Annotated in this window: 24 protein-coding genes; 8 read left to right on the top strand and 16 right to left on the bottom strand. The window is 46.2% G+C overall.

All coding sequences use genetic code 11. The features are described from left to right. Positions 1 to 67 precede the first annotated feature (67 nt). Positions 68 to 964, top strand: coding sequence for a 1-aminocyclopropane-1-carboxylate deaminase/D-cysteine desulfhydrase (locus D8S93_RS03325; protein ID WP_152812094.1), 897 nt, complete (start codon positions 68 to 70; stop codon positions 962 to 964). A 39-nt stretch (positions 965 to 1,003) separates the two neighbouring features. Here D8S93_RS03325 and D8S93_RS03320 read toward each other — a convergent pair whose 3' ends face one another. Both D8S93_RS03320 and D8S93_RS03315 read right to left on the bottom strand, forming a co-directional pair. Beyond that, positions 1,004 to 1,546 (bottom strand): hydrolase, encoded by a 543-nt coding sequence (locus D8S93_RS03320; RefSeq protein WP_193621564.1) that lies wholly within the window; start codon positions 1,544 to 1,546, stop codon positions 1,004 to 1,006. Positions 1,547 to 1,696: 150 nt separating this feature from the next. Next, positions 1,697 to 2,557: a LysR family transcriptional regulator gene (locus tag D8S93_RS03315; protein WP_005376746.1), complete on the bottom strand. Its 861-nt coding sequence runs from the start codon at positions 2,555 to 2,557 to the stop codon at positions 1,697 to 1,699. 99 nt (positions 2,558 to 2,656) lie between these two features. Between D8S93_RS03315 and D8S93_RS03310 the strand changes: the two genes are divergently transcribed. Then, positions 2,657 to 3,721, top strand: coding sequence for an HlyD family secretion protein (locus D8S93_RS03310; protein ID WP_152811954.1), 1,065 nt, complete (start codon positions 2,657 to 2,659; stop codon positions 3,719 to 3,721). A gap of 9 nt (positions 3,722 to 3,730) precedes the next feature. Next, complete coding sequence (locus D8S93_RS03305; RefSeq protein ID WP_152811952.1) at positions 3,731 to 4,750, top strand: DUF2955 domain-containing protein; 1,020 nt, start codon at positions 3,731 to 3,733, stop codon at positions 4,748 to 4,750. A gap of 433 nt (positions 4,751 to 5,183) precedes the next feature. Here D8S93_RS03305 and D8S93_RS03300 read toward each other — a convergent pair whose 3' ends face one another. Both D8S93_RS03300 and D8S93_RS03295 read right to left on the bottom strand, forming a co-directional pair. Continuing rightward, a complete protein-coding gene (locus tag D8S93_RS03300) occupies positions 5,184 to 6,212 on the bottom strand; it encodes a methionine synthase (protein WP_152811950.1) in 1,029 nt (342 codons plus the stop codon). A gap of 30 nt (positions 6,213 to 6,242) precedes the next feature. Continuing rightward, positions 6,243 to 7,217, bottom strand: coding sequence for a DUF1852 domain-containing protein (locus D8S93_RS03295; protein WP_152811948.1), 975 nt, complete (start codon positions 7,215 to 7,217; stop codon positions 6,243 to 6,245). 1,099 nt (positions 7,218 to 8,316) lie between these two features. On the opposite strand from D8S93_RS03295, the gene D8S93_RS03290 reads away from it, so the two are divergent. Continuing rightward, complete coding sequence (locus D8S93_RS03290; protein ID WP_053809756.1) at positions 8,317 to 9,234, top strand: leukocidin family pore-forming toxin; 918 nt, start codon at positions 8,317 to 8,319, stop codon at positions 9,232 to 9,234. Between the two features lie 68 nt (positions 9,235 to 9,302). Then, complete coding sequence (locus tag D8S93_RS03285; protein ID WP_152811946.1) at positions 9,303 to 9,986, top strand: topoisomerase I; 684 nt, start codon at positions 9,303 to 9,305, stop codon at positions 9,984 to 9,986. Positions 9,987 to 10,064: 78 nt separating this feature from the next. Here the strand turns inward: D8S93_RS03285 and D8S93_RS03280 are convergent, their stop codons facing one another. The 7 genes from D8S93_RS03280 to D8S93_RS03250 all read right to left on the bottom strand — a co-directional run bounded on the left by D8S93_RS03280 (position 10,065) and on the right by D8S93_RS03250 (position 17,341). Next, positions 10,065 to 10,763 (bottom strand): ABC transporter ATP-binding protein, encoded by a 699-nt coding sequence (locus tag D8S93_RS03280; RefSeq protein ID WP_152812092.1) that lies wholly within the window; start codon positions 10,761 to 10,763, stop codon positions 10,065 to 10,067. A 22-nt stretch (positions 10,764 to 10,785) separates the two neighbouring features. After that, on the bottom strand, positions 10,786 to 12,069 hold the full coding sequence (locus D8S93_RS03275) for an ABC transporter permease (protein ID WP_152811944.1): 1,284 nt from the start codon (positions 12,067 to 12,069) through the stop codon (positions 10,786 to 10,788). 2 nt (positions 12,070 to 12,071) lie between these two features. Next, positions 12,072 to 13,286 (bottom strand): ABC transporter permease, encoded by a 1,215-nt coding sequence (locus D8S93_RS03270; protein ID WP_152811942.1) that lies wholly within the window; start codon positions 13,284 to 13,286, stop codon positions 12,072 to 12,074. After that, positions 13,283 to 14,554: a TolC family protein gene (locus D8S93_RS03265; RefSeq protein ID WP_062906933.1), complete on the bottom strand. Its 1,272-nt coding sequence runs from the start codon at positions 14,552 to 14,554 to the stop codon at positions 13,283 to 13,285. The genes D8S93_RS03270 and D8S93_RS03265 overlap by 4 nt, the downstream gene beginning before the upstream one ends. After that, on the bottom strand, positions 14,547 to 15,680 hold the full coding sequence (locus D8S93_RS03260) for an efflux RND transporter periplasmic adaptor subunit (RefSeq protein ID WP_152811940.1): 1,134 nt from the start codon (positions 15,678 to 15,680) through the stop codon (positions 14,547 to 14,549). Before D8S93_RS03260 ends, D8S93_RS03265 begins: the two co-directional genes overlap by 8 nt. A 331-nt stretch (positions 15,681 to 16,011) precedes the next feature. After that, positions 16,012 to 16,683, bottom strand: a complete 672-nt coding sequence (locus tag D8S93_RS24990; RefSeq protein WP_227483954.1) for a class I SAM-dependent methyltransferase — start codon at positions 16,681 to 16,683, stop codon at positions 16,012 to 16,014. A 25-nt stretch (positions 16,684 to 16,708) separates the two neighbouring features. Further along, positions 16,709 to 17,341, bottom strand: a complete 633-nt coding sequence (locus D8S93_RS03250) for a class I SAM-dependent DNA methyltransferase (RefSeq protein ID WP_025499952.1) — start codon at positions 17,339 to 17,341, stop codon at positions 16,709 to 16,711. A 392-nt stretch (positions 17,342 to 17,733) separates the two neighbouring features. On the opposite strand from D8S93_RS03250, the gene D8S93_RS03245 reads away from it, so the two are divergent. Continuing rightward, positions 17,734 to 18,267, top strand: coding sequence for a hypothetical protein (locus D8S93_RS03245; RefSeq protein WP_012841605.1), 534 nt, complete (start codon positions 17,734 to 17,736; stop codon positions 18,265 to 18,267). Positions 18,268 to 18,316: 49 nt separating this feature from the next. Here the strand turns inward: D8S93_RS03245 and D8S93_RS03240 are convergent, their stop codons facing one another. The 5 genes from D8S93_RS03240 to D8S93_RS03220 all read right to left on the bottom strand — a co-directional run bounded on the left by D8S93_RS03240 (position 18,317) and on the right by D8S93_RS03220 (position 23,958). After that, entirely contained in the window at positions 18,317 to 18,832 is a 516-nt protein-coding gene (locus tag D8S93_RS03240) for a protein disulfide oxidoreductase (protein WP_152811936.1), read from the bottom strand. Continuing rightward, positions 18,829 to 20,940: a protein-disulfide reductase DsbD family protein gene (locus tag D8S93_RS03235; protein ID WP_152811933.1), complete on the bottom strand. Its 2,112-nt coding sequence runs from the start codon at positions 20,938 to 20,940 to the stop codon at positions 18,829 to 18,831. The genes D8S93_RS03240 and D8S93_RS03235 overlap by 4 nt, the downstream gene beginning before the upstream one ends. Positions 20,941 to 21,006: 66 nt before the next feature. Continuing rightward, positions 21,007 to 21,405, bottom strand: a complete 399-nt coding sequence (locus D8S93_RS03230) for a hypothetical protein (RefSeq protein WP_031780603.1) — start codon at positions 21,403 to 21,405, stop codon at positions 21,007 to 21,009. 101 nt (positions 21,406 to 21,506) lie between these two features. Beyond that, positions 21,507 to 22,109, bottom strand: a complete 603-nt coding sequence (locus tag D8S93_RS03225) for a response regulator transcription factor (RefSeq protein ID WP_005397090.1) — start codon at positions 22,107 to 22,109, stop codon at positions 21,507 to 21,509. A 25-nt stretch (positions 22,110 to 22,134) separates the two neighbouring features. Then, positions 22,135 to 23,958, bottom strand: coding sequence for a sensor histidine kinase (locus tag D8S93_RS03220; protein WP_152811931.1), 1,824 nt, complete (start codon positions 23,956 to 23,958; stop codon positions 22,135 to 22,137). 179 nt (positions 23,959 to 24,137) lie between these two features. On the opposite strand from D8S93_RS03220, the gene dsrO reads away from it, so the two are divergent. Together dsrO and nrfD are read left to right on the top strand one after the other, a co-directional pair. Then, on the top strand, positions 24,138 to 24,905 hold the full coding sequence (gene dsrO / locus D8S93_RS03215) for a sulfate reduction electron transfer complex DsrMKJOP subunit DsrO (RefSeq protein ID WP_006742661.1): 768 nt from the start codon (positions 24,138 to 24,140) through the stop codon (positions 24,903 to 24,905). Continuing rightward, positions 24,902 to 26,032, top strand: a complete 1,131-nt coding sequence (gene nrfD / locus D8S93_RS03210) for an NrfD/PsrC family molybdoenzyme membrane anchor subunit (protein ID WP_152811929.1) — start codon at positions 24,902 to 24,904, stop codon at positions 26,030 to 26,032. Before dsrO ends, nrfD begins: the two co-directional genes overlap by 4 nt. The last annotated feature ends 4 nt before the right edge of the window (positions 26,033 to 26,036 follow it).

Below are 26,036 nucleotides of genomic sequence, written 5' to 3'. Positions count from 1 at the left end.
AATGGCGTTACACTACGCGCCCTTTTTAAATGGCAAAGGTGACACGGTTTATTCCGTCAGCATCGACATGAAACTCTCAGAAAGTCCTATCACCCAACATAGCTTTAATGGGCGCAAATTTTTCCTTAAACGTGACGACATGCTCCACTCCCACTTTTCTGGGAACAAAGCACGTAAGTTTATGACGTTAATGGAAGAGCAAAATCCCGACATCACCACGTTAATAAGCTTTGGCTCCGCTCAATCCAATGCCATGTACTCGCTAGCGGCTCTCGCCCAGATTAAAGGTTGGGCATTTGAGTTTTATGTTCATCACATTCCATCTTGGCTAAAAAGCTCCCCCATCGGAAACTATCGCGGCGCTCTCGATTTGGGTATGAAAATCACCGCCATGCAAGACATCGGTAGCGAACTCCACCCTAGTGAATACATCCACCAGGTACGAAGATTAGATGAGTCGACATTGCTTATTCCAGAGGGTGGACGTTCCCACCTCGCTGAAGCTGGCATCAAACAGTTAGCACGAGAAATTCTTGATTGGACGCGATTGAGAGGTAAAGAGCAGTTTACCGTCGCCCTGCCATCAGGCACCGGCACGACGGCTTTATATCTTCATAAACATTTAAGCCCACACGGCATAGAAGTGCTAACTTGCCCTTGCGCAGGCGATGCAGATTACTTAGCTGATCAGTTCTACCAGCTCGGTGAAAACAGCCACCCAACCATTTTAACCGTGCGCAACAAACACCATTTTGGTCGCTTGTACGAAGAAGATTACATCACATGGAAAGCACTCTTTGAACAAACCGACCTCGAATTTGACCTGTTATACGACCCATATATGTGGCAATGCCTCACCCCTTGGTTGGAAGAGAACACAGATAAAACAGTGATTTATATTCACCAAGGCGGGTTACTTGGCAACGAGTCAATGTTGCCAAGATATCAACGAGAATTTGAATAGCGTGTTCAAATAAAGTTGTTGCTGATTACAGTGATTCCACTATTTGATGAGCGCCAGAATTTCTTTGAATTCAGGTGCTCGGCAATCTTCGACCATTTCATACAAACACATTTCTAGCCCAGTGAGCACCACACCGTTAGCGGTTAGCTTCGCAAGAGCGAGCGCTTTATTGGCAGCGGTTCGGGAAGATACACAATCCGTGACTAATTCAACGCGATAACCGGACTGACGCAGAGAAACCGCGGTTTGATAGACGCAAATGTGGGATTCAATACCGCAAACCAACCAGGTATCAACTTTCGCGTTCTCCACCGCGACCTTAAACGTCGACTCTTTACAGCCATCAAACGTGTACTTGGTAATAGGTAAATGCGTGCTTTCAAGCACTTCACGAATCGGCTCCGCGGTTGGGCCCAACCTTTCTGGATTCTGTTCTAGCCACAGAACAGGCAAATCTAGTGCTTTGGCACCCTTTACCAGTTTCGCGATATTTTCAATCAGTGCGTCGCTTTCATGCATTAATGTAGCGAGTTTGCCCTGAACATCCACCACAATCAGGCCCGTGTTTCCTTTCGATAACATTTCCATCTCCTATCTTGTGCGACCACAAACCATACTCAACAAGTTGAGCAACAGTTAATGTATCAGAACCCTTTCATGTTAGAGCAATAAAACCTAGAAAGATGACCTTCGCTCACACATTTGCCCTTAGTTAAGGGTGGTTTGAACTGACTATTTAAATTTCTCTCGAATTAGTTCAATCAAGGCTTTGACTTTATTGGGCAGAAATAAGGCCGAGGGATAAATCAGAGTAAGATGCTGCTTCGGATGCGCGAATTGAGGCAGCACCTCGACCAACAAACCATCTCGCAATGCAGGCTTAGAATGAATTTGAGGAATAAACGCGATGCCGTTTCCTGCTATCGCCATCGAGCGCAGCAAGTTGAGGTCGTCCGAGCGCAACGCCACATGCAGATCTGAATCGAGCAAATCGGCATTGTAACGATTAGTTAAAAGGCGATGCTGCTTAAGATCTTCCACCGTTTTTACTGGCGGATGCGATTCTAGATAGGCTTTTGACGCAACAAAGTGACTACGATAAGGCAAAAGACTGAACTGCACATAGCTGTCATCGGTGACTTTGACTACGCTAGGAAGAAGCTGCAAATCAAATGATTGACGCTTGAGATCGACACTCTCTTGATGGTTTTCAATCTCGACCGAAATCTCCGGATACCGCGTTGTGTACTCGGTGATGATCGCGTTAAACGCGGCAGAGCTCATCAATGCGGAAGGAATGGCTAAACGCACCTTGCCCGTCAGCTCTTGTTGATATTCATGCATGGCATTTAAACCTTGCTGAATATGGTCAATAGGCTGCCCCACCAACTCAAACAAGCGTTTTCCATGCTCCGTTAACTCAATGCTGCGTGTTGTGCGAATCAAAAGCTGTACCCCGAGCGATTTCTCTAATTCTTGCAGGCGACGACTCACTTTTGAGCGTTGTAGTTGATTCGCCTCTGCCGCTGCACTTATACCGCCGTGAACCACCGTCTGAGTGAATAGGTAAATATCATCAAAACTAACGTTCATTGTCCTATTTTTAGGTCATTTATGTTCGTATTATCATTCTACTGAATTGTGAGTGACTTCTCTATAATCCGCTATCCAATATGTTTAACGGAACTTGTAATGACGGCTGACCAAAAATTCAAACACTGGATGCGAACTTTGATTGTCCTGTTCATCGTACTATTTTTGTACATTATCATTGCTGACCGCCACGCCCCCTTAACGACCGAAGGACGAGTGCAAGGATACGTTGTCCAAGTCGCGCCCGAGGTATCTGGTAAAGTGACCGACGTTCTCATCGAGAATAACCAGTCCGTTCAAAAAGGCGATGTGTTGTTTACGATTGATGATCGTAAATACAAGATAGCACTTGAACAGGCGGAGCTGTCTCTACAATCCGCTTATGAAAAAGAAGCAACGCTGTATTCTCAACGCGAAGCCGCTCTTGCCAATATTGCCCGCGCACAAGCGACATTTGATAATGCACACCGCGAGTACACCCGCTTACTGACACTATCGAAGCAGAAAGTCATCTCTCAATCGACACTCGATAATGCCTTTGCCCAAAATCAGGTATCACGTGCAGCGCTTAAAGCGGAAAGACAAAACTTAAAAGTCATTGAGGCGCAATTAGGCGTTCAAAAAGGTCAAAGCACCGCCGTTCGAATTGCCAAAAACGGCATCGAAAAGGCGCAACTTGATTTGGCAAATACCGCGGTACTCGCTCCCAGTGATGGTGTCGTGACCAACCTGCAACTAGAAGCTGGCACGATGGCAAACACCAACATGCCATTGCTGACATTTGTACCAACAGGATCACTCTGGGTAGCCGCTGATTTTCGTGAAAAGTCCGTCGCGAACGTAGACAAGACTTTCCACGCCTTGGTCACATTTGATGCCAACCCAGGTTCGGTGTACGACTTTGATTTAGCTAGCCGCGATTACGGTGTAGCAGCCGCACAACAAACGCCTAATGGCGCACTAACCAAAGTGGAAGTCAACAACCGCTGGGTACGTGATGCGCAGCGTACACGAGTGAACCTAACCAGCAGCGAAGAGTTACCACCAGCACTGTTTGTCGGCTCTCGCGCTACCATTGTTTTGTACCCAGACAACAGCATTTTCTGGCAGTTGATGGCGCAAGCACAGATTCACCTCGCAAGCTGGTTCCACTTCATTTACTAGGCGGCGACAATGAAAACCTTACGAATTTGGTTCGGCTGCTCTTTAGGGCTTGCGCTAAGCATGGTCTTCGGTTGGTCTTACGGATTTTTTGCCATCATGATGCCGCTGTTTATATTGGGCAGAATGGACCACTTTAATCTTTCGGCTTTATTGATCGTGTTTTTCTCTGCGGTGTGGACAACCATACAAGCCACATTTTTGCTGGAATACTTGCAGTTTCATCCAACATTAATGACCGTTGCCGTCGGAATTATGATGCTGTTCAAGTGCATTGCAATGATGAACCAGAAAACCTATTTGTTTGGTTACATGGGGTTGTTGGTGGGTTCAATTGTGTTGAACTTTGCCAGCTATAACTTCATGGATATTGAAGAGTTCAACGTCAACATGTGGGTGATGGCGTTCAGCAATATTTTTGTTTGCGCATTCGCGTATTGGTTGTTCCCGGAGCCAAAATCCCCCGCCGAGCACATTGAGATGTCGACCCCAGTGAAAAGCGATATTGACTACATCAGCCAAGTTGCCATGGGTTGGGTAGTGGCGATGGCGGCATTTATCGTATTCCAAGTAGCGGACTTATATGACTCGTTATCCGCACAAGCTTCCATTTTGATCATCCTAACCCCAATGACTTTAGCGGGCTCGCTCGCCATGGCAAAAATTCGCATCATCGGCACCGCACTAGGCTGCATCGCAGGGATGGCTGTTCAGCTGATATTGGGCAGTTGGTATGGGCATGGGCTACTCTTTTGGCTCGCCTTTACCATTGCGATGGGGCCATTCTGCTTGTGGCTCACCAAGGGGCAAATTAAAGCGGCTATCGCGTTTTCTGCCATGTCTGCCCTATCGGTTCCGCTGACGACCTCATTGGTGCCAGAACAAAAAGACGCGTTCTTTTCGATCTTGTACCGTTTCAGCTCGATTTTCGTCGCGGTTCTGCTCACCGCGATGGTGATGTGGGTGGTGCATCACTGGATTCGTGTGATGTTGCTAAAGCATCCTGAGATGAGGAATGTGGAGTTGAATTAAGCCTTGGCCGAGGACTGAAAACGGGAAATGTATGCCGCTCACTTTACTGCGAGCGGCATTTTTATTTAAAACGGTCATCCTAAACATCGAGGAACGAGCGTGATTCAGGATCTACCCACCGAGAGCTTTGAAGTTCCTAGCTTATCGCCATCTCCCAGCGAGTTGTTAGCAGATTCCTAGTCTCGTCTAGACTCGCTGGAATGACCCAACTTTGAATACAAGCCAAATAGTTGGGTACGTGAGTAACGTATCTCTTAACAACCGTCATACTGAACAACGAGGGACGAGGTGATTCAGGAGCTACCCACCGAGTGCTGTGAAGTTCTAAGGTTATCGCCATTTCCTAGCGAGCTGTAATCAGATTCCTAGTCTCGTCTAGACTCGCTGGAATGACCCTAACTTTAGTTTATGGTGTCGAGCCCAAGTCTTAATATCAACCCACCAACTCTTTACGAATGATCTCCGCGCCCGCACTTAGCGCATTAAGCTTAGCGGTCGATACTTCGCGAGACAAAGGCGCCATACCACAGTTGGTACATGGGTAAAGCTTGTCGGCATCAACGTATTTCAATGCCTCTCGCAGTGTGTTCGCCACTTCTTCTGGCGTTTCAATTTCGTTGGTTGCAACGTCAATCGCACCAACCATCACTTTCTTACCGCGAATCAACTCAAGCAACTCAATAGGCACTCGCGAGTTATGACACTCAAGCGAGATAATATCGATATTCGATTGCTGCAATTTAGGGAATACTTCTTCGTATTGTCGCCATTCAGTGCCTAGCGTTTGCTTCCAATCTGTGTTCGCTTTGATGCCGTAGCCATAGCAGATATGCACCGCCGTTTCACATTTCAGCCCTTCAATCGCACGCTCTAAACATGCAATGCCCCACTCGTTCACATCATCGAAGAACACATTGAACGCAGGCTCATCAAACTGAATGATGTCGACACCTGCCGCTTCAAGCTCTTTCGCTTCTTGATTGAGGATCTTTGCAAATTCCCAAGCCAGCTTTTCACGGCTACCGTAATGATCATCATAAAGCGTGTCGATCATCGTCATAGGGCCTGGCAGCGCCCACTTGATAGGTTGCTTAGTTTGCTGACGCAAGAACTTGGCATCTTCAACAAACACGGGCTTTGTGCGGCTTACTGGGCCAACCACAGTCGGAACACTTGCTTCATAACGGTTGCGAATGGTCACCGTTTTACGGTTTTCAAAATCTACGCCGCTTAAATGCTCAATAAAGGTCGTCACAAAATGTTGGCGAGTTTGCTCGCCATCACTGACGATATCAACGCCTGCCAGTTCTTGTTCTTGCAAAGCGATACGTAGCGCATCGCGTTTGCCATCAATCAGTTCTTCACCTTGCAGTTTCCACGGTGACCAAAGTTTTTCTGGTTCGGCCAGCCAAGAAGGTTTCGGTAAGCTGCCAGCCGTTGAAGTCGGTAATAGTGTTTTCATCGTCATTCCTTTCTAGATTCTCGTTGTCGATTACGCGTAGTTTGCAGACCATTGTTCAAGCACAGATTGATAAGGTTTGATGAAATGCTCCTCGGCAAATTTCCCTTGTTCAACTGCCAGTTGGCTGCGCTCTTCTCGGTCGTAAACGATTTGAGTTAGCGAGTGGTCTAGGTTTTTTAGGTTTGGCTGGTAGCAATTACCGGCAACCGCATTGGCATTATAAATTTCTGGTCGGTAAATCTTCTGGAATGTCTCCATCGTGCTTATCGTGCTGATAAGCTCTAGGTTTGAATAGTCGTTCAACAAGTCACCGAAGAAGTAGAATGCCAACGGTGCAACGCTGTTTGGCGGCATAAAGTAGCGCACCTGTAAGCCCATCTTCTTGAAGTACTGCTCCGTCAACGAAGATTCGTTCGGCTGATATTCAAAGCCCAAAACAGGATGTTGGTTTTCAGTACGTCGGTATACTTTGTTGTCCGATACGCTCAGACAAATCACTGGCAACTTTTTGAAATGCTGTTTATAAGACTCAGAATTAACGAAAGCTTTGAACAGTTTGCCATGCAAATCACCGAAGTTCGCTGGGATGCTGAACTGTGGCTGGTTTTTGTTGTGGTCCAACAGCAAAACGCTAAAGTCGTAATCACGCACATATGAAGAGAAGTTGTTACCCACAATGCCTTCGATGAGCTCGTTAGTGTTGTGGTCAACAATGTTAGTTTTGAGCACTTCAATCGAAGGGAAGGCTTCGCCACTGCCTTGGATATCCATATCAACAGAGATGATTTCAAGCTCAACAGAGTAGCGGTCACCTTGCGCGTTATCCCAATATGCCAAGGCATTAAAACGATTGTCGATCATTCGGAGTGCATTGCGCAGATTCTCTCGGCGGTAGTTTCCTCGAGCCAGATTAGCAAAGTTGGTAGTGATTCGCGTGTTGTCTGATGGTTGGTAATTCTCATCAAAGCGAATGCTTTTGATAGCAAATGTGAAATCGTTATTCATCGTGAGTTGGTATCCTATTTCCTTAGATAAAGCAGACTTTTCCTAACTCTGTGCATGGGGACATTTTTGTTTTTTGGTTTTCCCAATAGTTAGGTTCAACAGCACTTACGACGAACAGTTCGTTCTAAAAATGACGGTCGCAGTGCCTAACACCAGAGCAGTCCTTTTTTTATACTTGCTTCACGAGTTGAGTAATATTGGTATTGTTTCACATTGAACATGAAAGAAATTCATAGTGGGAGTTCCAACCCTGATGGAACTACCGTAGATACTGTTTTTCATTTACATCAATACACATACCTTGGCGAGCATAGTAAATTAAGAAACTGGTAAGGGGTTAACAGTACGTAAACCAGTTTTAAGCCTAAAAAACGCATTATATAAACAAGACGCTAACTGGAATATAGGACAGCGTAGCTTAAATAGCACTTTTCACATTCAATCATTTATTCAAGCATTCGTTTAATCAGAAGTACCTTACATTTAATGTTTTCGGAAACATTATTATTTAATTATATTATTTATTTCTTTTCCTGTATTTGCCATCTCAAACGTAAAGTTTCATTTTTCTGTTGTAAAAGCACATATAACCTCATACACGAATATGACAACTTCATTGATGAGCTTTGTCACCCAACTATTACATGAAGCTCGAAAAAACCAATAATAAAACAAACATAAGCCACTGTTTTAATTTAAATTAAATTCAGGAAGCTGTAATGACCACATAACGACACTTTACTTAGTTTGGCATAACAAAAACCTCAACAATAACATGGTTAATACTTATAAATTTCACTTCTATCAATAAAGAAATTTAAACATAACATTAGAAAATAAAAATTAAGTAATAACTTAAAAAGGTAAGACTTAATAACTACATTCTTATTTATTATAGTTGAGTAATGAATTTAAAAACTATGAGACATTAATCCCACGAATCTATACTTTTCCTTTTTTTATTAAAATACAAGATGCAATATTTCACCGCTCAATTATTGAGCACCAATTAATAACCAGTCCATAATTATAAAACACCCATAGAGTTATTGTTAAAACCCAATAATAACCTTTATGGGCTGACTAATAGGAAAAAACAATGGAAAAACAGCATCTTTCCGCGAGTATTATCGCGCTCGCATTACTTGGTTCTCTAGCTCCAGCACATGCTGAAGATACATTAAAAGCTTACACTTCGACCTTGCTACAGCTCGATGATAGCGATGCACGCTCGAAGAAAATCCGCTTAATTTACTCCTTAGAAAATGTCTGGAATCAATCTTTGCTGCCGAATGGAGCTAAGGAAGCCAAGTTGCTTCTAAACGGAGGTTCTGGTTTCGACATGACTAATGTACCGAATAAAGAGCAGATCTATGGTTTTGCCACCGGTGGAGACTACCGTTACACAATCCCAACAGCCTTTAAACTGGCACTGAGTTATTTAAATGGTGCCCCTTTACGTCATATGAGCCATGCTCCAGAAAACACTATTGCAACAGCATCCGTAAGTGAGTCTCTGGACTTTAATCTTGGCTTCAGTGCTTCTGATTCTCCAAATATTAGCGGTGGTATCTCCTGGAGCAACCGCGTAACTTACGATCAACCAGAATTTCAGACGGTGGCTGATTTTGATCAGACCAATGAGAGCATTAATTGGCTTATCGAAAACCAAACTATCCGCCACAATACTCCACCTAAAGACTGGTTATTGTACCGTTGGACCAGCTGTGACATGGGCAACCTAATTGACTATAGCGAATTACCTGTCGTGATGCGCTCTGACTTTAAACCGCAAGTCGGTGTTGTATATCGAAAAAATGATATTCAAGATGGCCTAGATACGTCAGAAGTCAAGCTGGTTGCAGGTTGGCGAAAAACCAATTACTACTTTGGTCGTGACTGGTGTAGCTGGTATACCACCCCAGAAAATACCTGGAAGAAAAATCGTGATAGCAGTCAATGGACAGAGACTAGCCGAGCCGTAACTATCTCTTGGAATGACGCGCTCTACCACTAACTTATTAGCCTGCGGCCACGGAATGAATAAGTGGCCGCCGTATTTACTAATGAAATAAACGGTAAGACATGACAAGTAATAAAAAACTCTTGACTGGATCGGCGCTAGCACTTGGTGCAGTACTCGCCATATTTCTAATTAATTCAAATAACAAGAATACCCAGACCGAACCTGTTGCAAGCCTAGACGAGCAAATCAAGACAGAAGATGCTGCGACAATGAATGTCCCCCCTCCTGAGAGCGATGCTGCTCAAGAGGTGGTTACCGTTCCAACACGACAAAATAACAATGACGCCTCTTCCGACGTCATTTCATCTACACCTTGGATATCTGCTCCATTAAATGAATTGAGCAATGAACTGTACGATTTTATTGAAGCTGAACAGGTGAGTTACATCAGTACAACCGACTATCCATTCGACGAGCAAAAGCAAAAACAATTACGAACATTAGCGAAGCAAGGGGTTCCTATCTTGTTTGACAACACGGAGTCATCCTATTTGGATAGCTACGGTGTCAGCGAAACCAAAGTCGTTTCAGAGTATTTTGGCACAGCGTCAGAAGGTGATGTCATCATTGCTACCGGAGTGCAGAATGAAGATGGCAGCATTCATTATCTTGTTTTGCCTTTGAAGGGCAAAGATCTCAACGATAACAGTAAATTGATTGAGGACACTAAGCTCGCAATCACTCTACTTAAAGAACAGAAGCATGACTTGATAAAAGAGAGACAAGGCGAGCATAGCGAATAAAAATAAAGGAAGATAGCTTCTCCTATTCCATGGCTATCTTCCTTAAAATAACTCCAGTCTCAATCAAGAAAAATTCATTTATCTTCCCTCCGGCACCCTATCCGAAATCACCATGCCATCTTTGATGGTGATGATGCGTTTGGTGCGCTCTGCTAGGGCGTTATCGTGCGTCACGATGATCAAGGTTCTGCCTTCGGCGTGGAGTTGATTGAACAAGGCTTCAATCTCTGCGCCGGATTTTGAATCCAATGCACCCGTTGGTTCATCCGCTAAGATGATTTGCGGATCGTTGACCAAGGCTCTTGCAATCGCAACTCTCTGCTTTTGACCACCAGAAAGCTGGTTTGGTTTATGGTCTAAACGATCCCCTAGCCCGACTTGCTCTAGCAATTTAGCGGCGCGCTGGCGACGTTCCTTGGCTTTGATGCCAGAGTAAACCAACGGCAGTGCCACGTTATCAAGCGCCGTCGCGTATTCCAATAAGTTAAAGCTTTGGAAGACAAAACCGATCTTTTGGTTACGAATGCCAGCCAGCTCATTCGCACTTAAACTTGCGACGTTTTGGCCGCCAAGTTGGTACTCGCCATCGGTGGGCTTATCTAAACAGCCGAGCATGTTCATCAACGTTGATTTGCCTGAACCGGACGGGCCAAGAATCGAAAGAAACTCGCCTTGATTAATGGTTAAGTCAACGCCGTCTAGCGCGCGAACTTCCGCCTCCCCGCTTGAGTAGTATTTACAGATGTTGGTCAGCTCAACAAGCGACTTGTTCGACATGTTCTCTCCAGAGTTATTGTTGTTATTCACTTTGTAGCGCCTCCAACGGGCTGACTTTTGCGGCTCGGTTTGCAGGTAACCATGCAGATGCCACACCAATGATCACTAAGGTGAGGATGACAATCGCGACAACGACCCACGACAACTCAGGGACAGGTTTACCCAGTTGTTCATAAAAGGCATTGCCCTCTAAAGGAATGGAACTGATGGCAGACACCAGCGCGTACGTCACGCCTAAGCCAAGCGCGCCCCCCATCATCATTGTCAATAAAGACTGCACTAAATAGTGCATGCGAATGGCCGTTGGAGTTGCACCGACTGCCATGCGCACGCCGATATCACGCGTAGATCGCTTTACGGTGGCATACATCACATTGGCGATGCCAACGCCAGCAACAGCTAACGTCACGAAGCCGATAATGCCAAGAAAACTCTGCAAACCTATCAGAAACTGCTGCATACTCTTTTGTTTAAGGAACATATCATCGACTTGGACGACCTGTTCATCACTGACACTTGCCCCGTGCTTACGGGCAATCACTTGCCTGATCGTCTTTGCTAAGGCTTCTCGGTCTACATCGGCTTGTGGTTGCACATTGATGCCACCAATTTCACCGTTGACATGAAATCGCGTCCACGTCGCTAACGGCACAAAGCTGGAATAGTTGATAAGATCCCCCAGTTCTATTTGAGCGCTGTTTTTCTCCAATACGCCCACAACGGTGAACTCCTCATTGCCGATTTTTACCTTTTTCCCCACAGGGTTGACTTGCAATGTGACTGTCGCAAACCAACTAAAGTCCTCATTCGGGTTGAATAAGTCGGCTGCCAGTTCATAACCCAGTACAACGACTTTGCGCGTCTCTTTTTGATCGAGTGGATTTAACCATCGCCCCCCCGCCATCGGCACCAAATTGGTCATGGATTGAAACTCGCTCGTGACCGCTAACGGCTCTTGCCACGAGCTTCTGTCACCAACGGTGATACGCTCTTTCCACTTCGCAGTTGGCGCAACGCTTTTTACATCGGGTAACGCTCGAACGACCTCTGAATCGTCCATTTTTAATGTCAGAAACTTGCCTTGGTGAAAAGCACCGTGGTCGACGGTGGCCATCCCTCCGGTCAAATAGATCAAGTTGCCGTTACCATTTTGTGCGGTTTTCAATACGCCCTGACGAATGCCCTCACCTACCGCCAACATAGCAGCGATACAGAGGGTCGCCCACGCTACAGCCAGAATGGTCAAACCCAATCTCAACTTTTCTGCGGCCATTTCTTGGAAAATTTGTCTCATCGGTAACAACATGACTAGGCCCTCGCATTCAAAGCAATGACTGGTGTGAGACGTGATGCTCGCCTTGCTGGGAAATACGATGCCATCAATGCCAAGATAAGCGTCACAAGTAAGGACCAAGCAATGGAATCTGGCGTGATCACAGGTAAACCCATCCATTCCGGTAATGCCATGCTGCTTAGGACAGATACCACTGCATACGAAAACATCAGACCTAATGCCGTGCCCACGGCTACCAAAATAAGCCCTTCAAGAATAAACTGACTGAGTATGGATTTTTGAGTCGCCCCGATCGCTAAACGCACACCGATTTCACGCGTGCGCTCCGTGACAGATAAAAACATGATGTTGGCAACGCCAAGCGCACCGACCGCCATGGTCATCGCACCGCTCGCTCCGAGAAAAATCTGAATGCCACGTAAAATTCCACTGATGACCGCCGCACCTTCACTAAAATCGGGTAATTCGATCGCATCTTTATCACTTGGGTCAAAATGAAGCTGTTTGGCGAAAAAGTTCACGATATTTTGTCGAAACGACGGTGCATCCATCCCGTCTCTCGGCTTCATCAATACCATCCAAGGTTTCGCATCCCACAAATCGCGGTACGTTGTTTGAGGAATGAAAACCGTGCGGCTATCGCCGAATGAAATGCCAGTGTCCTCACCAACGGTTATCCCAATCACCAAAAACGGAATGCCGTTGATTTTGAGCCTATCCCCGATTTGGATTCCGCCCATTTGCGCAATTTGATCGCCTAACACCGCCACGCGAGTGTGGTTGTCCATATCACTTGGTGACAGATTTCTCGAACCGGATTGCAGCTTGCGTTGCATTAAAGGAAAGTAAGACGTATCAATACCGCTGACCGTACTCGATAAGTTCTGTCCTTTGAGATTGGTGATATTCGCATCCCATTTGGCGTAAACGCTCGACGCCTGTTGCACGAAGCCCGACTGTTTGATCATGTCGACTTTTTCTTGTGGAATATCAATTTGTCGTCTTGAAGGTAACCCTTGCCACGGTTTACTGGTACTCGACGGAAACACCACTTGCACATTGTTGATCATAAAGGAAAACGACTGGGTCTGATGGCGATAAAAGCCTTCGCCAAGTGCGATTAACACCACCACAGAGATCACGCCCCAAGCAATCGCGATAATGGCCAGCACGCTCTTCATGCGGTGCGCCATCAACGTTTGCCAAGTTTGCTGCAACAGGCTGCTCATGAATGAAAAGCCCGAGAGATCAACGCCATGGTATCGTCATCGAGTTTCCCTGCGGTTTGCAGTAAGCCGATTCTCTTACGCCAGTAGCTGTACAAGTTGGTTTGTAGACTGTTTTTCGCCTCAAACAAGCTGTTGTGTGCGCTGATAACTTCCGACACTTCAAGCAGGCCAGCGTCGTAAAGTTTCTCTTTGCTTTGCAACACTCTGGCGCGCGACTCAACCAGCTCGTTCGCTATCAAAACTTGATTCCAGTTGATATCGACCTGCGTAAACTGCTGAACAACTCGTTTCTGAATATCAATTTCCACTCTACGCATATCTTGCTTGGCGCTTAAAATGTTCAACGATGCTTCGTCCACTTTCGCTCGCACTGCACCATTGAGGTCAATCGGCAAACTCAAACTAATCCCAGCGTTAAACTCGCCGTTTGAACGATTGTCACCATCGCTGTAGCCCACACTGCCTTTGACGGTCGGGTAGTATCCACCTTTAGCTGAATCTTTCGCGAACTCGCTCGCTTTCACCATCTGCGCCGCCACCAACAGCTCTGGACTGCTGTCTTTCGCCAGCTTTAGCCATTGCTCCTGGGAGTCCACCAACATCGGCGGCTGAATCAAAGAATCCGTTCGAATTTGGTCGACACTCTCCGGCATTTGATTGATTAACGCCGCAAGCTCTGCTTTTTTCACTTCGAGATCGGCTTTTGCATTGAGGATACTTGCTTGCTCAGAGACTTGATTCGCTCGCATCTCTTCAACATCAACCGACTTCACTTTGCCTGCTCGATAGCGTTTCTCGATGATGTTGAGAAGTTCCTTCCCCTCCTCCAGCTTGGACTGCGCCAATTTGAGGTCGCCCTGTGCGCTTGCCACATCTAGGTAAGCGGTGAGCAACTTCTGCGCAAGCTCGTTATGTGATTGAGATAGCTCTAACTGTGCTTTGAGATAATTGGCATTCGCTTGATCCAGTTCCGACCACAAACTGCTATCCCAAATAGTTTGAGATAAGGTAGCGCCGTAACTGTTGGAATGGCTTGAGGACTCATTCCAATCCGCTGACGCACTGGCACTTAAACCCGGCAATAACGCACTGCGGCTACTCTGTACGCCAACCTCGCCAAGCTGGACGCCGATTTTCGCTTTTTCGTAATTTGGATCGTTCTGCTTTGCTTGTTGCCAAGCTTGTTCAATAGAAATTGCGTAGGTCGGCAAACTGAGCGTGGCAGCCAACAATGCAAAGGCGATTTTTGATCGTTGCAGCTTAACCATGCGTCGCTCCCATCATGCTGTTGTCGATGACCTCTTCATCAAGCTCCACGCCATCAAGCACTTCGACATTGATGCCATCTGACAGACCGAGTTTCACAGGTTGTTTATGAAACCCTTGTTCTGAGCTGTCGGGGATCAGAACATTCGGTGCGTCACCATCAAATTGCAGAGCGCGCTCCGGTAGAGTGAGCACATTTTCAGACTTCTTCAGAATGATTTGAGCCGTCGATGAAAAACCAGAACGAAGCAACACATCTTGTGGGATCTTGAGTTCTCCCACTTCAACCTCAAAACCGTTATCAAAACTTTTTGCCGAAGCATTGCCCTCTGGTGAGTTGAGGTTCTCAGATTGAATCGCCACTTTGGTTAGCACACCAGAAATCGCCACATCAGGATAAGGCGCCACCGTCAACATAACGGGCATTCCCGGAGACAACTGCGCAGCATCATGCTCACTGACGCTACCTTTAAAAATCAGACTGTTCATGTCGGCCAATGACATCATTTCAGTCGCTGCTTGGCTTGATTGAGTCGAGATGATCGGCTCTCCGACCTCAACTTTCTGGTTGAGTACCGTGCCATCAATTGGCGCGTAGATCGTCGACGTTAAACGCGCATCACCGATAGACGCCTCACCACTGCGGATGAGTTCGAGATTCTGGCGCTTTTGCAATACGTCCGCTTGCGCAGATTTGACTGCCGAGCGCGCACTTACGTATTCGTCGTAGTTACTTGGAATAATGTCCTGCTTGACCAAGCTTTCTAAGTTGGACAGTTTTTGTTTGGCGGATTCCAGATCGGCTTCACTACGCATGAGTTCTGCCGATGCATCCGTTAATGCTTGGGGGGTTGGGTTTGGACGCACTTTGATCAGCGGCTGGCCTTGCTTCACCTTTTCACCAACTTTCGCGTAAATTTCACCGACGATACCGTCGATTTGTGACTTGATAGACACAGAGTGTGCAGGGACAATTTTACCAACAGCCACAGCTTGCTTTTCAATCGTGCCTTTTTCCACAATCAATGTAGGCAGCAATTCTGGTTGAGCAGCAGATTGGAGATAGAAATACGTACCACCGCCGAGCAGCACGATGCTCACAGCGGAGACAAGCCAACGTTTCGTCATTATTTATTCCAACAATTATTGGGTAGTCTAATGACTACTCCTAAAACACAAAGTTGAAGGAATAATATCCTGCTTTAATAGCGGTTTGGTTGTCACAGTTGGTATGGTTTTGTCAGTCGCCTCTGACAATCAAAGATTAAAAAATCTCGACGAATCACTCAGCAAAGACGCAGTCTACGATGGCGACTAACAAGCTCTGTAACCGCTCGTTTCAACCGCCACCCATTTCATTCTGAACAATGTGCAAAATGACGCTACTCTATATCCTCCAATCGCATATCCATACAGTCTTGCGCCTCACGTCCTAAAGCAGGAAAAACCGCATGCGCTTTTAAAATGCCTTGGCTGATAAAGCCACATTTCTCCAACACACGAATACTCGCGTGGTTGCCAATATGCGGGCAGTGCGAATGCGCGTTATACCCAAGCTTTGCAGGTAAACAACGCCAAGTTTGCAGGCTTGGGTTGCATAGCCTTTTCCCTGATAGCGAGCAGAAATACCAAAATGGATTTCGCTGCTGTCTTGCTCAGGTATCAGCACCAGACAACCAATAGGAGTTTGAGAAGTGAGTTCTTCAATAGCGAAGACAAATCGCCCACCTTTTTCTAGGTGCTTTGATATTGAGCTCAGTGCGCCTGCCAGCATGTCGTCACTTAAAAAGGCTTGGAATGCATTCCCTGTCATTATGGCTAGGTCAAACTTCTTACCTAACGAAAACTGGGTTGCGTCGAGATGAAGAAAACGTAAGTTACTCCTACTTTTGGCTTTGTCCTTTGCGTGTTTGAGCATCCCTTCAGAAATATCAATGCCAATGGCTTCGTTGAGTTGCTCAGAGACTGGAATCGTGACAATGCCGGAACCACAACAGACATCCAGTACACTTCGAGCATTGGTTTCTTCGATTAACCTTGTGATGAAAGCAATGTCGTAATGGTAATGCTGCTCGTATTGGGCATCGTATTCAATGCCCGACCCGAACTCGGTTAAATCTTGTGTTTTCAAAAACAGTCCTTGTTTGTTACTTATTTCAGCGGTGTGACTTTTTCAGCTCTAGCATCAAGTATCGACACACATAACCAACACCAGATACGTAACCAATCACATTTTCTAAGGAAACCACTTCCAACCCCGCCTGCTGACAGAGTTGTTCAACTTCACTTTCGGTATATGCCGTATGCACGACCGATCCACTATAAGTATTTCGAGGCAAATCTTGTCCATCCGGATCGTGGTATTGAAAGCTGATAAAACATCGTCCATTCGCACTTAGCTTACGCGAAATGCACTCCAGCAGTTGTTGAGGCTCTGCTAGAAACTCAGTAAAACCAAGTGCGGTGATAAGGTCGAAGGTTTGCTCAAACAAAGGGGAAAATGGCTCATCGAGGTTATGCACCGCGACGCTTTGATAGAGGTTAGTTTGGCGCGCTTTATCAACCATTTTGGACGAGATGTCTAAGCCATGGATGGTGAGATCTGGATAGTGATTTTTTACGACATGACCGATACTGCCTGTCGCACAGGCTAGGTCGAGTGCCGAGCCTTGCTCGATGGGAAAGGTTTTTAACTTCCCAGAAATCCAACGTGGGCCGACGTAATGGCTGTCATCCACCAACTTTTGATAGCGCTCCGACACATCATCATACATTTTTGCTACGTTCATCGTTTCCTCCTTGATAACCATAACGATGCTCGAATGTAACACGTAATATGCACCTAAGCACTTATTAAATAGCTAATTTTTTATGAAACGTAACCGACTGGTTATTCAGCGCTAACCAGTAGAAATAGATGAAATTTTGAAAAGTATTGGCCTGTGATTCCGATGGGATTTTTAAGTGCATAAAGAGAAAATATGTCCTGATAATCTGTCTTAGATTATTCAACTAATCTTATTTCCATCATTCTATTCGCTGTATATAAAAACAATATTTAAATTAACATAACAAACCTATCGCTTATTATTTTTCATTTAAATAATGATTCTTATTGTTAATATCACTCTATAATTAAAGTGCTCAAATTCTCATGTTGTATTAACTTGAGGTTTAATTTATGAAACTAACTCCTTATTTAACTGCTGTTGTTTCGGTCAGCTGCGCTTTTGGCGCATTCGCAGCCGATGATTCAAAAGCACTTTTAGAAGATGCACTGAGTGCTGCACCACCGACTATTCGCGATAAAGTAACAGTGATGGACTGGAACAATAATGTTCTGCAAGAAGGTTCTAGCCAATACACTTGCTTCCCAACGCCTCCTCAATTGGAAGGCACAGCGCCAATGTGTATGGATGGTCCTTGGATGGAGTGGGCAGACGCTTGGATGAACAAAAAACCTTTCCAAGCCAAAGCATTAGGTATTTCTTACATGTTAGCGGGTGATGGCGGTGCCAGTAACACCGACCCATTTGCAGAAGGGATGACGGACGATAATCAATGGATTGTGGAAGGACCACACTTGATGATTATTACGCCAGACCAAGCGTTGCTCGACTCTCTACCAACCGATCCAAGTTATGGTGGCCCATACGTGATGTGGAAAGGCACTCCATACGCACACATTATGATTCCCGTTGGAGCGAGAAAATAAAAAGAAAAAATCCGATATTCAGTATTTTGAATATCGGATTTTTATTTCGTTATCGAGCCAACCAAATTCTCGCCAATATTCCTATCGGCGTTGTGATGCCTGTCGTAATAGAGGTCACTTCACCATTTCTTAAAATATAAATGGTTGGAGTCACGCTAATTTTCCATTCACGCATAATATCGCTTGAAGGATCGTTTATGTTTTCAAAACGATATTCTTTTGCCTGCATAAACTGCGCCACGCGCTCATTCGGTCCCGATGAGCCAGAAACGCCAACTACGGCATAGTCATCACTCAGCCAGCTCACGCTTGGACTTACAAATTTACAAGCGGGACACCAAGTCGCCCAAAAGTAAACAACGACAGGTTGTTCATGACTTTGCGCGATTGCATCGAAATATTCACCATCGCTCAATACGGAGCTCAATGGTGGTGCCTCCTGTTTAGGAATATCTTTAGTGCGATACCAATCCATCACGATGGAAATGACGGTGACAATGAGCACCATCTGTACGATTTGAATGAGCCAATATCGGAATGTTCTACGCTGCTTTGTCGAACTCATTGAATGGTTCCCCCACTCGCTTGTTTCACCGCGCTTAAAACAACATCATCAGTCAGAATCACAGGTAACGGGATACCTTGTGGCGCCGCCGGGCCATAGACGATGTTAAACGGCACACCGTAACGCCCATGAGCTCGTAAAAAGTCCGTTACCGAGCCGTCCGGATGTGTCCAATCCCCTTTTAACGTCGCCACATTAGGACTTTGAAGCAAAGAATAAACCGGGTCTTGCCATAAAACGCCGATCTTGTTCGCTTTACACGTGACACACCAATCCGCAGTCACATCAACAAACACCACTCGCCCATTATTGACGTGCTCTTCAATCGCTGAATTAGAAAGCTTCTGCCACGCTAAGTCCTCAGGAAGCGGTGTCGCCCATTGATTTGCGGTGACACTGCCAAGTAGCAGCCCGCCAGCAATTAAGATAAGCGATGCAGAACCGGATACCACGAGTGCTTTATCGCCATGAACGCGTTTAACGCGAATCATCAGAACAATAAACGCGACTAAACCGACGAGAATGACCCAAAACACTGGTAAGTGATTGGCCATCAAAGACAGTAGCCAAACGCTGGTGGCCAACATCATCACACCAAATACGTTTTTGACCACGTTCATCCACTGACCCGGCTTCGGCAATTTAAGCGCAATGCTTGGGAAAATTGCCACCATAATCCAAGGCAACGCCATCCCCAACGCTAAGGCGGTGAAAATTGCAAACAGCGTAACTACATCCGCACCCAAAGCAAACGCCACGGCTGTTCCTAGGAAAGGCGCAGAACACGGCGTAGCAAGCAAGGTTGCAAACATCCCTTGCACATAGTGTCCAGCTAACGAGTTGTCGCCTTTCGACGCGAGCCATGTACTGGTGCCAGACGAAAGACGGATTTGAAACAGTCCTAGCATGTTGGCGCCAAACAAACCTGTTACCAGAACCATCAATCCTAAAAACCAAGGGCTTTGGAACTGAACGCCCCAGCCAATGGCACTACCTGTCAGTTTGAGCGCCAAAATAAAGCCAGCGAGAATCCAAAACGACGTTAAGATGCCAAGTGAAGACGCAACAAACTGAGCGCGGATTTGACGACGCTCGATACCTTGAGCGGCAACAATACTACTGAGCTTCATCCCCAAAACCGGAAGAACGCAAGGCATGATGTTGAGAATCAAACCACCTAGCAACGCGAACAGAAAAATACTCACTAAAGACGTGCTCGGCAGTGGGTCTACTATCGCCTCAGCTATTGCTTGAGTGGTTTCTTCTGCCAACAAGTTGGCGTCTTTGATGGTCACAAACAGCGACTGATCACTTAACTCCACATCGCCTAACCAAGTATCCACCAAATAGCTCGCGGTAACGGTATTTCCCTCTTGATGTATACCTTCAAGCTTGAAGCTATAGTCTCGCGTTGCCTCATCGACACCGTCCACCAACACTTGTGGTTGGTTCCAACCTTGAGTGTTCGTGAGCTTGATTTGCAACTTCGATTGGTTTGCATCCCAACTTGCTTGAGTGACATCAATAAACGGCGATGGCTGGGGCACATTGCTCACCGCTTGGGCGTAACTGAACATCACCTGCTCGTCGATTTGCAGCTCAGAAGGCAGGAAGGTCAGTTGAATTTGATAGTCCGTCAACACACAGATGGTGGTGCAGGAAGAGAGCGTGAGCACTGCATCAATCGTGACGGGTTTCGACATATTGTCGATATGCAGCGTCATTGGGAACAAAGTGTCACCTTTGTAACCGAGAGTCTCAATGCCCAATAACTCGAACTTTTGCGGATATGGCCATTGCCAATCAACCTTGCTCAGGTTTTGCGAGTTTTGCCAATCTATCGATGGCGCGACACCACCCTCGCCCGGCGATCGCCAATAAGTTTTCCAGTCTCCGGTTAACTTGACATCCAAATAACCTGTAAGTGTTTTGGCTTGCGGATCTTGCTGACCAGTCAAAACAAAACGCGTTTGCACAGGCGGATGCTGTGGATTGGTCATCCATCCCGTGTCGGTAGTTTGCGCCGAGAGATTAAGAGAGAACAAACCCAACACCAACGCCATAAAGAATATGGACGCGAGTTGAGTCAGTTTGGTAGTTTGATTCATAGTAATTCCTAATAATAAAAACAAAATGTGTTAAATCGCTGACGTTATTGGTCAGAAAACACGTTTTTATTCTTGGAATACACAGAAAGTCAGATGGACTCGATACTTACGACCTATCGGCTCCGTCCAATATTGTGCGCGAATATAAGCGCAGCACATCCAAATAGCCGACGCCAAAAGACCGACAAACAGAACAACAATAAATGCATCGATCTGATGTTGAGAAAATTGAATTAACTTTTCAGACAATTCGCATTTGCTAGTTTCTTTAGCATCAATCGACTTGACGCTCGAACCCTCATCAGTAAGTGAAACAGCAGGCGATACCGTCTCGTACTTCATAGAGCATGACGATGCAAAACCTGAATTTTGCATCAGACACACGACAACCACCCAGCCAATAATCGCTAGTAGCCATTTCACCCGTTTATGTGGTGTGTGATGTCGTTTAGTCAATAAACTCATAAGAATTCAGATAAAGTAGGAACGAAGAAGATAATACGCGAGTCGTCATAAAGCTCAAGTTGTATCCACAAATAACATTAAGAAGCTTCACTCACTAAGCTCTAATCTAGCTTGCCATAAATATATGCCAACTCTGCGACGGTTTTCGCTGAGAACTTTTTCAATAGGTTAGCGCGGTGTACTTCAACCGTGCGCATTGCAATGCAAAGTTCGTCAGCAATTCGAATGTTGCGCTTGCCTGCAATGATCAAACGTAAAATGTCTTTTTCTCTGGGAGTGAGCGATTCATACGCCGATTTTGCCGCCGCCATATCAAGGTTTGCAGCCGACTGCGCTTGTCCCTGCAAAATGGCTTGTGCCAACTCATCGCCTTTGACTGGCTTTTGGAAAAAATTGACCGCGCCAGCTTGTAATGCATCGACCGCCATCGGGACATCACCATGCCCCGTCAGGTAAATAACGGCCAAGGGACTGTTGGCTTGATTTAAAATTTGATGGACTTGCTGACCACGAAGATTTGGCATTCGACTATCAAGAATGATACACCCCGCTTGCTGAACGTCCACCTCATCGAGGAAAGACTGCCCATCAGCAAAAGTGGTGACGTTGAAGTCATGTTCTTCCAACATAAAAGCGAGCGAGTCACGCACCGATTCATCATCATCGACTACAAAAACAGGTAGCTGCTTTTCACCGCTGCTCATTGAATGCTCCTATGCCTAGTTCAGATTAGTTTTGATATGGAAACACGAGCTCAACCAAACAGCCATGTGGCGCTGTCGAGCTGATGAGAAACTCGCCACCATGCATTTCCATTACATCACGACAAATGGCTAACCCCAGCCCGAGCCCCTCTTCTTTGCTACTCACAAACGCTTGAGTCGGATTCTCTTTCTGCAACCCTGTGCCGTTGTCCAATACTCGAATGGAAAGTTGATTGACTTGGTAGTCACTATGCAGGGTAATTTTACCTTGATAACCTGACGAGTGATATTTCTCTTGGAACAAAGTACACGCATCAATCGCGTTACTGATCACATTAACTAAAACCTGTTGAACGCCCACAGCGTCGACAAGTACCGGACGGACGTTCCCTTCTATACTGGTCACAATCGAAATATTTTGCTTCTGCATTCGAAAATGGAGCAACTCAATCGTGTCATCAATGAGTAGTTGAAGGTCGCACGGCGCTTTGTCGACACTACGCTTGCGGATCAACGTTCTTAAGCGCTGAATAATTGCATCGGCTCGTTCAACTTGCCCCTGTATTTTCTCAAGCACTGGGACAATATCTTCATGAGGGCGCTTTTTGGCCAAGCGAAGTAAACCGCCTTCACTATAATTGCGAATAGCTGCCAATGGCTGATTGAGTTCATGAGCAAGACTAGTGCCGATTTCTCCGACAATCGCGACCCTTTGTGAATGTTCTAACTGTTCACTTTTCTCTTTTAATCGTAACGATGTCTGCTCCAACGCTTGCTTACTCTTACTAAATCGATACTCAAGCCAAAAGTGGTACGCGTTCAACACAATCACAAACATGAACAGCGCCCATGCCCATTCTTGATGACTACGCAGCCAGCGCAGCGCCTCACTCCACCAAGGTTGTTGCAACGGATGGAGGTCTAGCGCCTGATAAAGTTTGTCGATGCTCAGCAAGCTGACGGGTGACGTCCAACCTGACGCGCCTGCCGCAATAATCGCAGGGTGATCTGGCGGCATAGCAAGCAAGACTTGCGCAATCTGTTTGGCGAGCTGAGCTGAGCCACGCTCTGTTTTAGCAAATGACCAGTTTGGATATAACGGCGTAGAAACAGCGCACGAAGAATGTTCATTTAGCTGTTGATTTAGGACTCGAAAATCACCTTGCTGTAACAGACCTTCATTTTGCATCTGTTCCAATAAACAAGCAGGGACGACAGCGGCTTCCACATTGCCATCACGCAATTGATACAGGTTGGCGTCAATAGGAAAGCCAAGGTAACGGACATCAGCAAAGAAATCGTTCGGATTAAGACCCATTTCCAAGATTTGATAGCGCATCGTTAGATAACCACCAAAGGCTTTTTCTGATACTGCCGCAACGGGAAGCCCTGAGACATCTTGCAATGTTTGATGGCTTGAATTGGCTCGAACCACCAGCACCGAACCAATGCCGTAGTTCGAATTTTGCGGCACTCGGCTGGTTAGCGTTACCATCCACGATAGCGCGTATTGCCTGCCCAATCGCACGGCTTGACCGGGGTTAGTTAAGATGAAATCCATCGTCTGAAACTTCACCGCTTGGCCCATTTCATCCAAGTTAAGGGGATGAAGAACAAAATGCACATCGGAAATTTGCTGATTGAGCCAATCAATGGTCGGTTGCCATCTCTGCTCAGCATAAAGATGACCGCGTATCGCTAACACGCCCACTTCGACTTTCTGCTTGGCCTCTGGCTGCACTGCCTTTTGCTCTTGCAGATCTGCTTGTTCAGAAACAGCGCCCTGAGCTAAAGATGCAAAGGCAACCAAGCAAACAATCCAAAGCTGAAGCCACAGTGCTTTTTTCATGATGAGTCGAATCGTTCCTTCGAAAATAATGAAGCAAGAATAACAGCTACCTTCCCTAAACCACATTTGTTTTAGATCAAGTTTGATCTGGGTATGTGGAAATCCACAATATAAGCCTCGCGGTGCATTTCTCACAATGGAATCAGTCAATTCAAATACAACAAAAAAGCAGGTGAGTTATGGATTCCACCAAACGTCGCTTTCTCAGCGCGGTCACAGCTGGAGCCGCGTTAATTCCAGTCGCGGGTATTGGCACGGCAACCGCGGGAAACATTATTCGCAATAACCAGTCCGCCGATCGAAAAGGACAAGTGGGGAAACGTTATGCCATGGTGGTGGATTTACGAAAGTGCGTCGGATGCCAGGCTTGCACCGTGGGTTGCAGCATTGAAAACCAAGCACCTATCGGTCAGTTCCGAACCACAGTAAAGCAGTACGAAGTCACGCTGGATGATGGCTCTACAACCACACGAGAAGCGAAAGCCTTTATGCTGCCTCGCCTTTGTAACCACTGCGAAAACCCACCCTGCGTGGCTGTGTGTCCGGTTCAAGCGACCTTTCAGCGCGAAGATGGCATCGTCATGGTGGATAACAGTCGCTGTGTCGCCTGCGCGTATTGCGTACAAGCCTGCCCTTACGATGCGCGTTTTATCAATGAGGACACCCTCACCGCAGATAAATGTACCTTCTGTGCTCACCGTCTAGAACAAGGTCTATTGCCTGCCTGCGTGGAAACCTGTGTTGGCGGTGCACGTGTAATTGGTGATTTGAATGATCCATCAAGTGAAGTCCGCCGCTTAATTGCGAAGCACCAAGACGACATCAAAGTGCTAAAACCCAATGAAGAGACCAAGCCACACGTGTTTTACATCGGCATGGATGAACGCTTCACCAGCCATATCGACGGGCAGCCAGCTATTTATGACCCACAAGGAGAGCACGCATGAACATCACCGAAGTGTTAGTCCAACCTCAAGCGATGGCTTGGCTACCGTGGGCGGTGCAGTATTTCTTCTACATCGGTTCGGCTTATGCTGCCGCTATTTTATTCCTAATCGCCCTATTATTTGAAAAACACACCAGCCACAGACTGCGCGCTGCGCTTGTGCTGACGCTGGCCATCGGCGCCATCGTGGGGCCATTAGCGTTAACTGGTGATTTACACCAACCGGGACGCGCTTGGCATTTTTACGCGCACATCACGCCGTGGTCATGGATGTCTTTAGGGTCGCTTTTCTTGCCTGTTTTCTCAGGTTTAGCGGCAATAACCGCATGGCTGTATCTCCGCCAGGATCTGATCAAATTACGTGATCAGCCAGGGAAAGTACTGCCTCTAATTTCAAAGCTGTCACTGGGTGAATGGGTGCTCTCTCGTAGAGCCATGCTTATGGTGTCTGCCATCACTGTGCTATCAGGCATCACCATTGCAGTCTATACAGGCGCTGAAATTGCGGTCGTTAAATCACGCTCGTTATGGCACCAACCAGCATCACCGATTCTTTGGTTTGTTACTGCTTTTATGGGCGCGGTTGGCTTCTCTCTGCTGATTTGGCTCTTGCTGCCTAGTCAGTCAAAGACGCTAACATCTGGCGATACTAATTTACTAAAAAAATCGGTGGTTACCAGCGGTGTATTAACGCTGATACTGCTACCCATTTGGGCATCCAACAATTCCGCATTTTCGCTCTATTCCAGCGCGCAATGGATACAAAATATAGCTCTGCTCACTTTGGTTATTTTAGGCAGCATCATCTTCGCGCTTATGACGATGAGAAACGCCAAATCGTCAACAACGTCTCGTATGCATCGTGTCATGGGCACGTTTTGTCTGTCGTTGATCACGTTGGCAAGTGCGTGGCTGATTCGCTGGTTTACCATCATGGAAGTACAAACCATCGCCAAGTTCGATGCAGGGCTGTATCCATACCAACTCACTATGGATGGAAATGGCTGGATAGGCATTATCGGCATGCTCGGATTATGGCTTGCACTGGCATTGCTCGGATCAGAGCTGGTTCAACCAAAACGAAATATAGAAGCAAAAGCATCATCACTCACCTTAACTGAACGCTAATCAA

This window comes from Vibrio sp. VGrn 2 (assembly GCF_009361695.1).
Lineage (GTDB): Bacteria > Pseudomonadota > Gammaproteobacteria > Enterobacterales > Vibrionaceae > Vibrio > Vibrio diabolicus.
Note: the sequence above shows the minus strand (reverse complement) of the source record. Positions and strands in the feature narration are given on the sequence as shown.

Excerpts from the sequence above, each read along its gene's own strand:
- D8S93_RS03325 (WP_152812094.1), top strand. The coding sequence starts at position 68 with ATGAAACTCTCAGAAAGTCCTATCACCCAACATAGCTTTAATGGGCGC.
- D8S93_RS03320 (WP_193621564.1), bottom strand. The coding sequence starts at position 1,546 with ATGTTATCGAAAGGAAACACGGGCCTGATTGTGGTGGATGTTCAGGGC.
- D8S93_RS03315 (WP_005376746.1), bottom strand. The coding sequence starts at position 2,557 with ATGAACGTTAGTTTTGATGATATTTACCTATTCACTCAGACGGTGGTT.
- D8S93_RS03310 (WP_152811954.1), top strand. The coding sequence starts at position 2,657 with ATGACGGCTGACCAAAAATTCAAACACTGGATGCGAACTTTGATTGTC.
- D8S93_RS03305 (WP_152811952.1), top strand. The coding sequence starts at position 3,731 with ATGAAAACCTTACGAATTTGGTTCGGCTGCTCTTTAGGGCTTGCGCTA.
- D8S93_RS03300 (WP_152811950.1), bottom strand. The coding sequence starts at position 6,212 with ATGAAAACACTATTACCGACTTCAACGGCTGGCAGCTTACCGAAACCT.
- D8S93_RS03295 (WP_152811948.1), bottom strand. The coding sequence starts at position 7,217 with ATGAATAACGATTTCACATTTGCTATCAAAAGCATTCGCTTTGATGAG.
- D8S93_RS03290 (WP_053809756.1), top strand. The coding sequence starts at position 8,317 with ATGGAAAAACAGCATCTTTCCGCGAGTATTATCGCGCTCGCATTACTT.
- D8S93_RS03285 (WP_152811946.1), top strand. The coding sequence starts at position 9,303 with ATGACAAGTAATAAAAAACTCTTGACTGGATCGGCGCTAGCACTTGGT.
- D8S93_RS03280 (WP_152812092.1), bottom strand. The coding sequence starts at position 10,763 with ATGTCGAACAAGTCGCTTGTTGAGCTGACCAACATCTGTAAATACTAC.
- D8S93_RS03275 (WP_152811944.1), bottom strand. The coding sequence starts at position 12,069 with ATGTTGTTACCGATGAGACAAATTTTCCAAGAAATGGCCGCAGAAAAG.
- D8S93_RS03270 (WP_152811942.1), bottom strand. The coding sequence starts at position 13,286 with ATGAGCAGCCTGTTGCAGCAAACTTGGCAAACGTTGATGGCGCACCGC.
- D8S93_RS03265 (WP_062906933.1), bottom strand. The coding sequence starts at position 14,554 with ATGGTTAAGCTGCAACGATCAAAAATCGCCTTTGCATTGTTGGCTGCC.
- D8S93_RS03260 (WP_152811940.1), bottom strand. The coding sequence starts at position 15,680 with ATGACGAAACGTTGGCTTGTCTCCGCTGTGAGCATCGTGCTGCTCGGC.
- D8S93_RS03250 (WP_025499952.1), bottom strand. The coding sequence starts at position 17,341 with ATGAACGTAGCAAAAATGTATGATGATGTGTCGGAGCGCTATCAAAAG.
- D8S93_RS03245 (WP_012841605.1), top strand. The coding sequence starts at position 17,734 with ATGAAACTAACTCCTTATTTAACTGCTGTTGTTTCGGTCAGCTGCGCT.
- D8S93_RS03240 (WP_152811936.1), bottom strand. The coding sequence starts at position 18,832 with ATGAGTTCGACAAAGCAGCGTAGAACATTCCGATATTGGCTCATTCAA.
- D8S93_RS03235 (WP_152811933.1), bottom strand. The coding sequence starts at position 20,940 with ATGAATCAAACTACCAAACTGACTCAACTCGCGTCCATATTCTTTATG.
- D8S93_RS03230 (WP_031780603.1), bottom strand. The coding sequence starts at position 21,405 with ATGAGTTTATTGACTAAACGACATCACACACCACATAAACGGGTGAAA.
- D8S93_RS03225 (WP_005397090.1), bottom strand. The coding sequence starts at position 22,109 with ATGAGCAGCGGTGAAAAGCAGCTACCTGTTTTTGTAGTCGATGATGAT.
- D8S93_RS03220 (WP_152811931.1), bottom strand. The coding sequence starts at position 23,958 with ATGAAAAAAGCACTGTGGCTTCAGCTTTGGATTGTTTGCTTGGTTGCC.
- dsrO (WP_006742661.1), top strand. The coding sequence starts at position 24,138 with ATGGATTCCACCAAACGTCGCTTTCTCAGCGCGGTCACAGCTGGAGCC.
- nrfD (WP_152811929.1), top strand. The coding sequence starts at position 24,902 with ATGAACATCACCGAAGTGTTAGTCCAACCTCAAGCGATGGCTTGGCTA.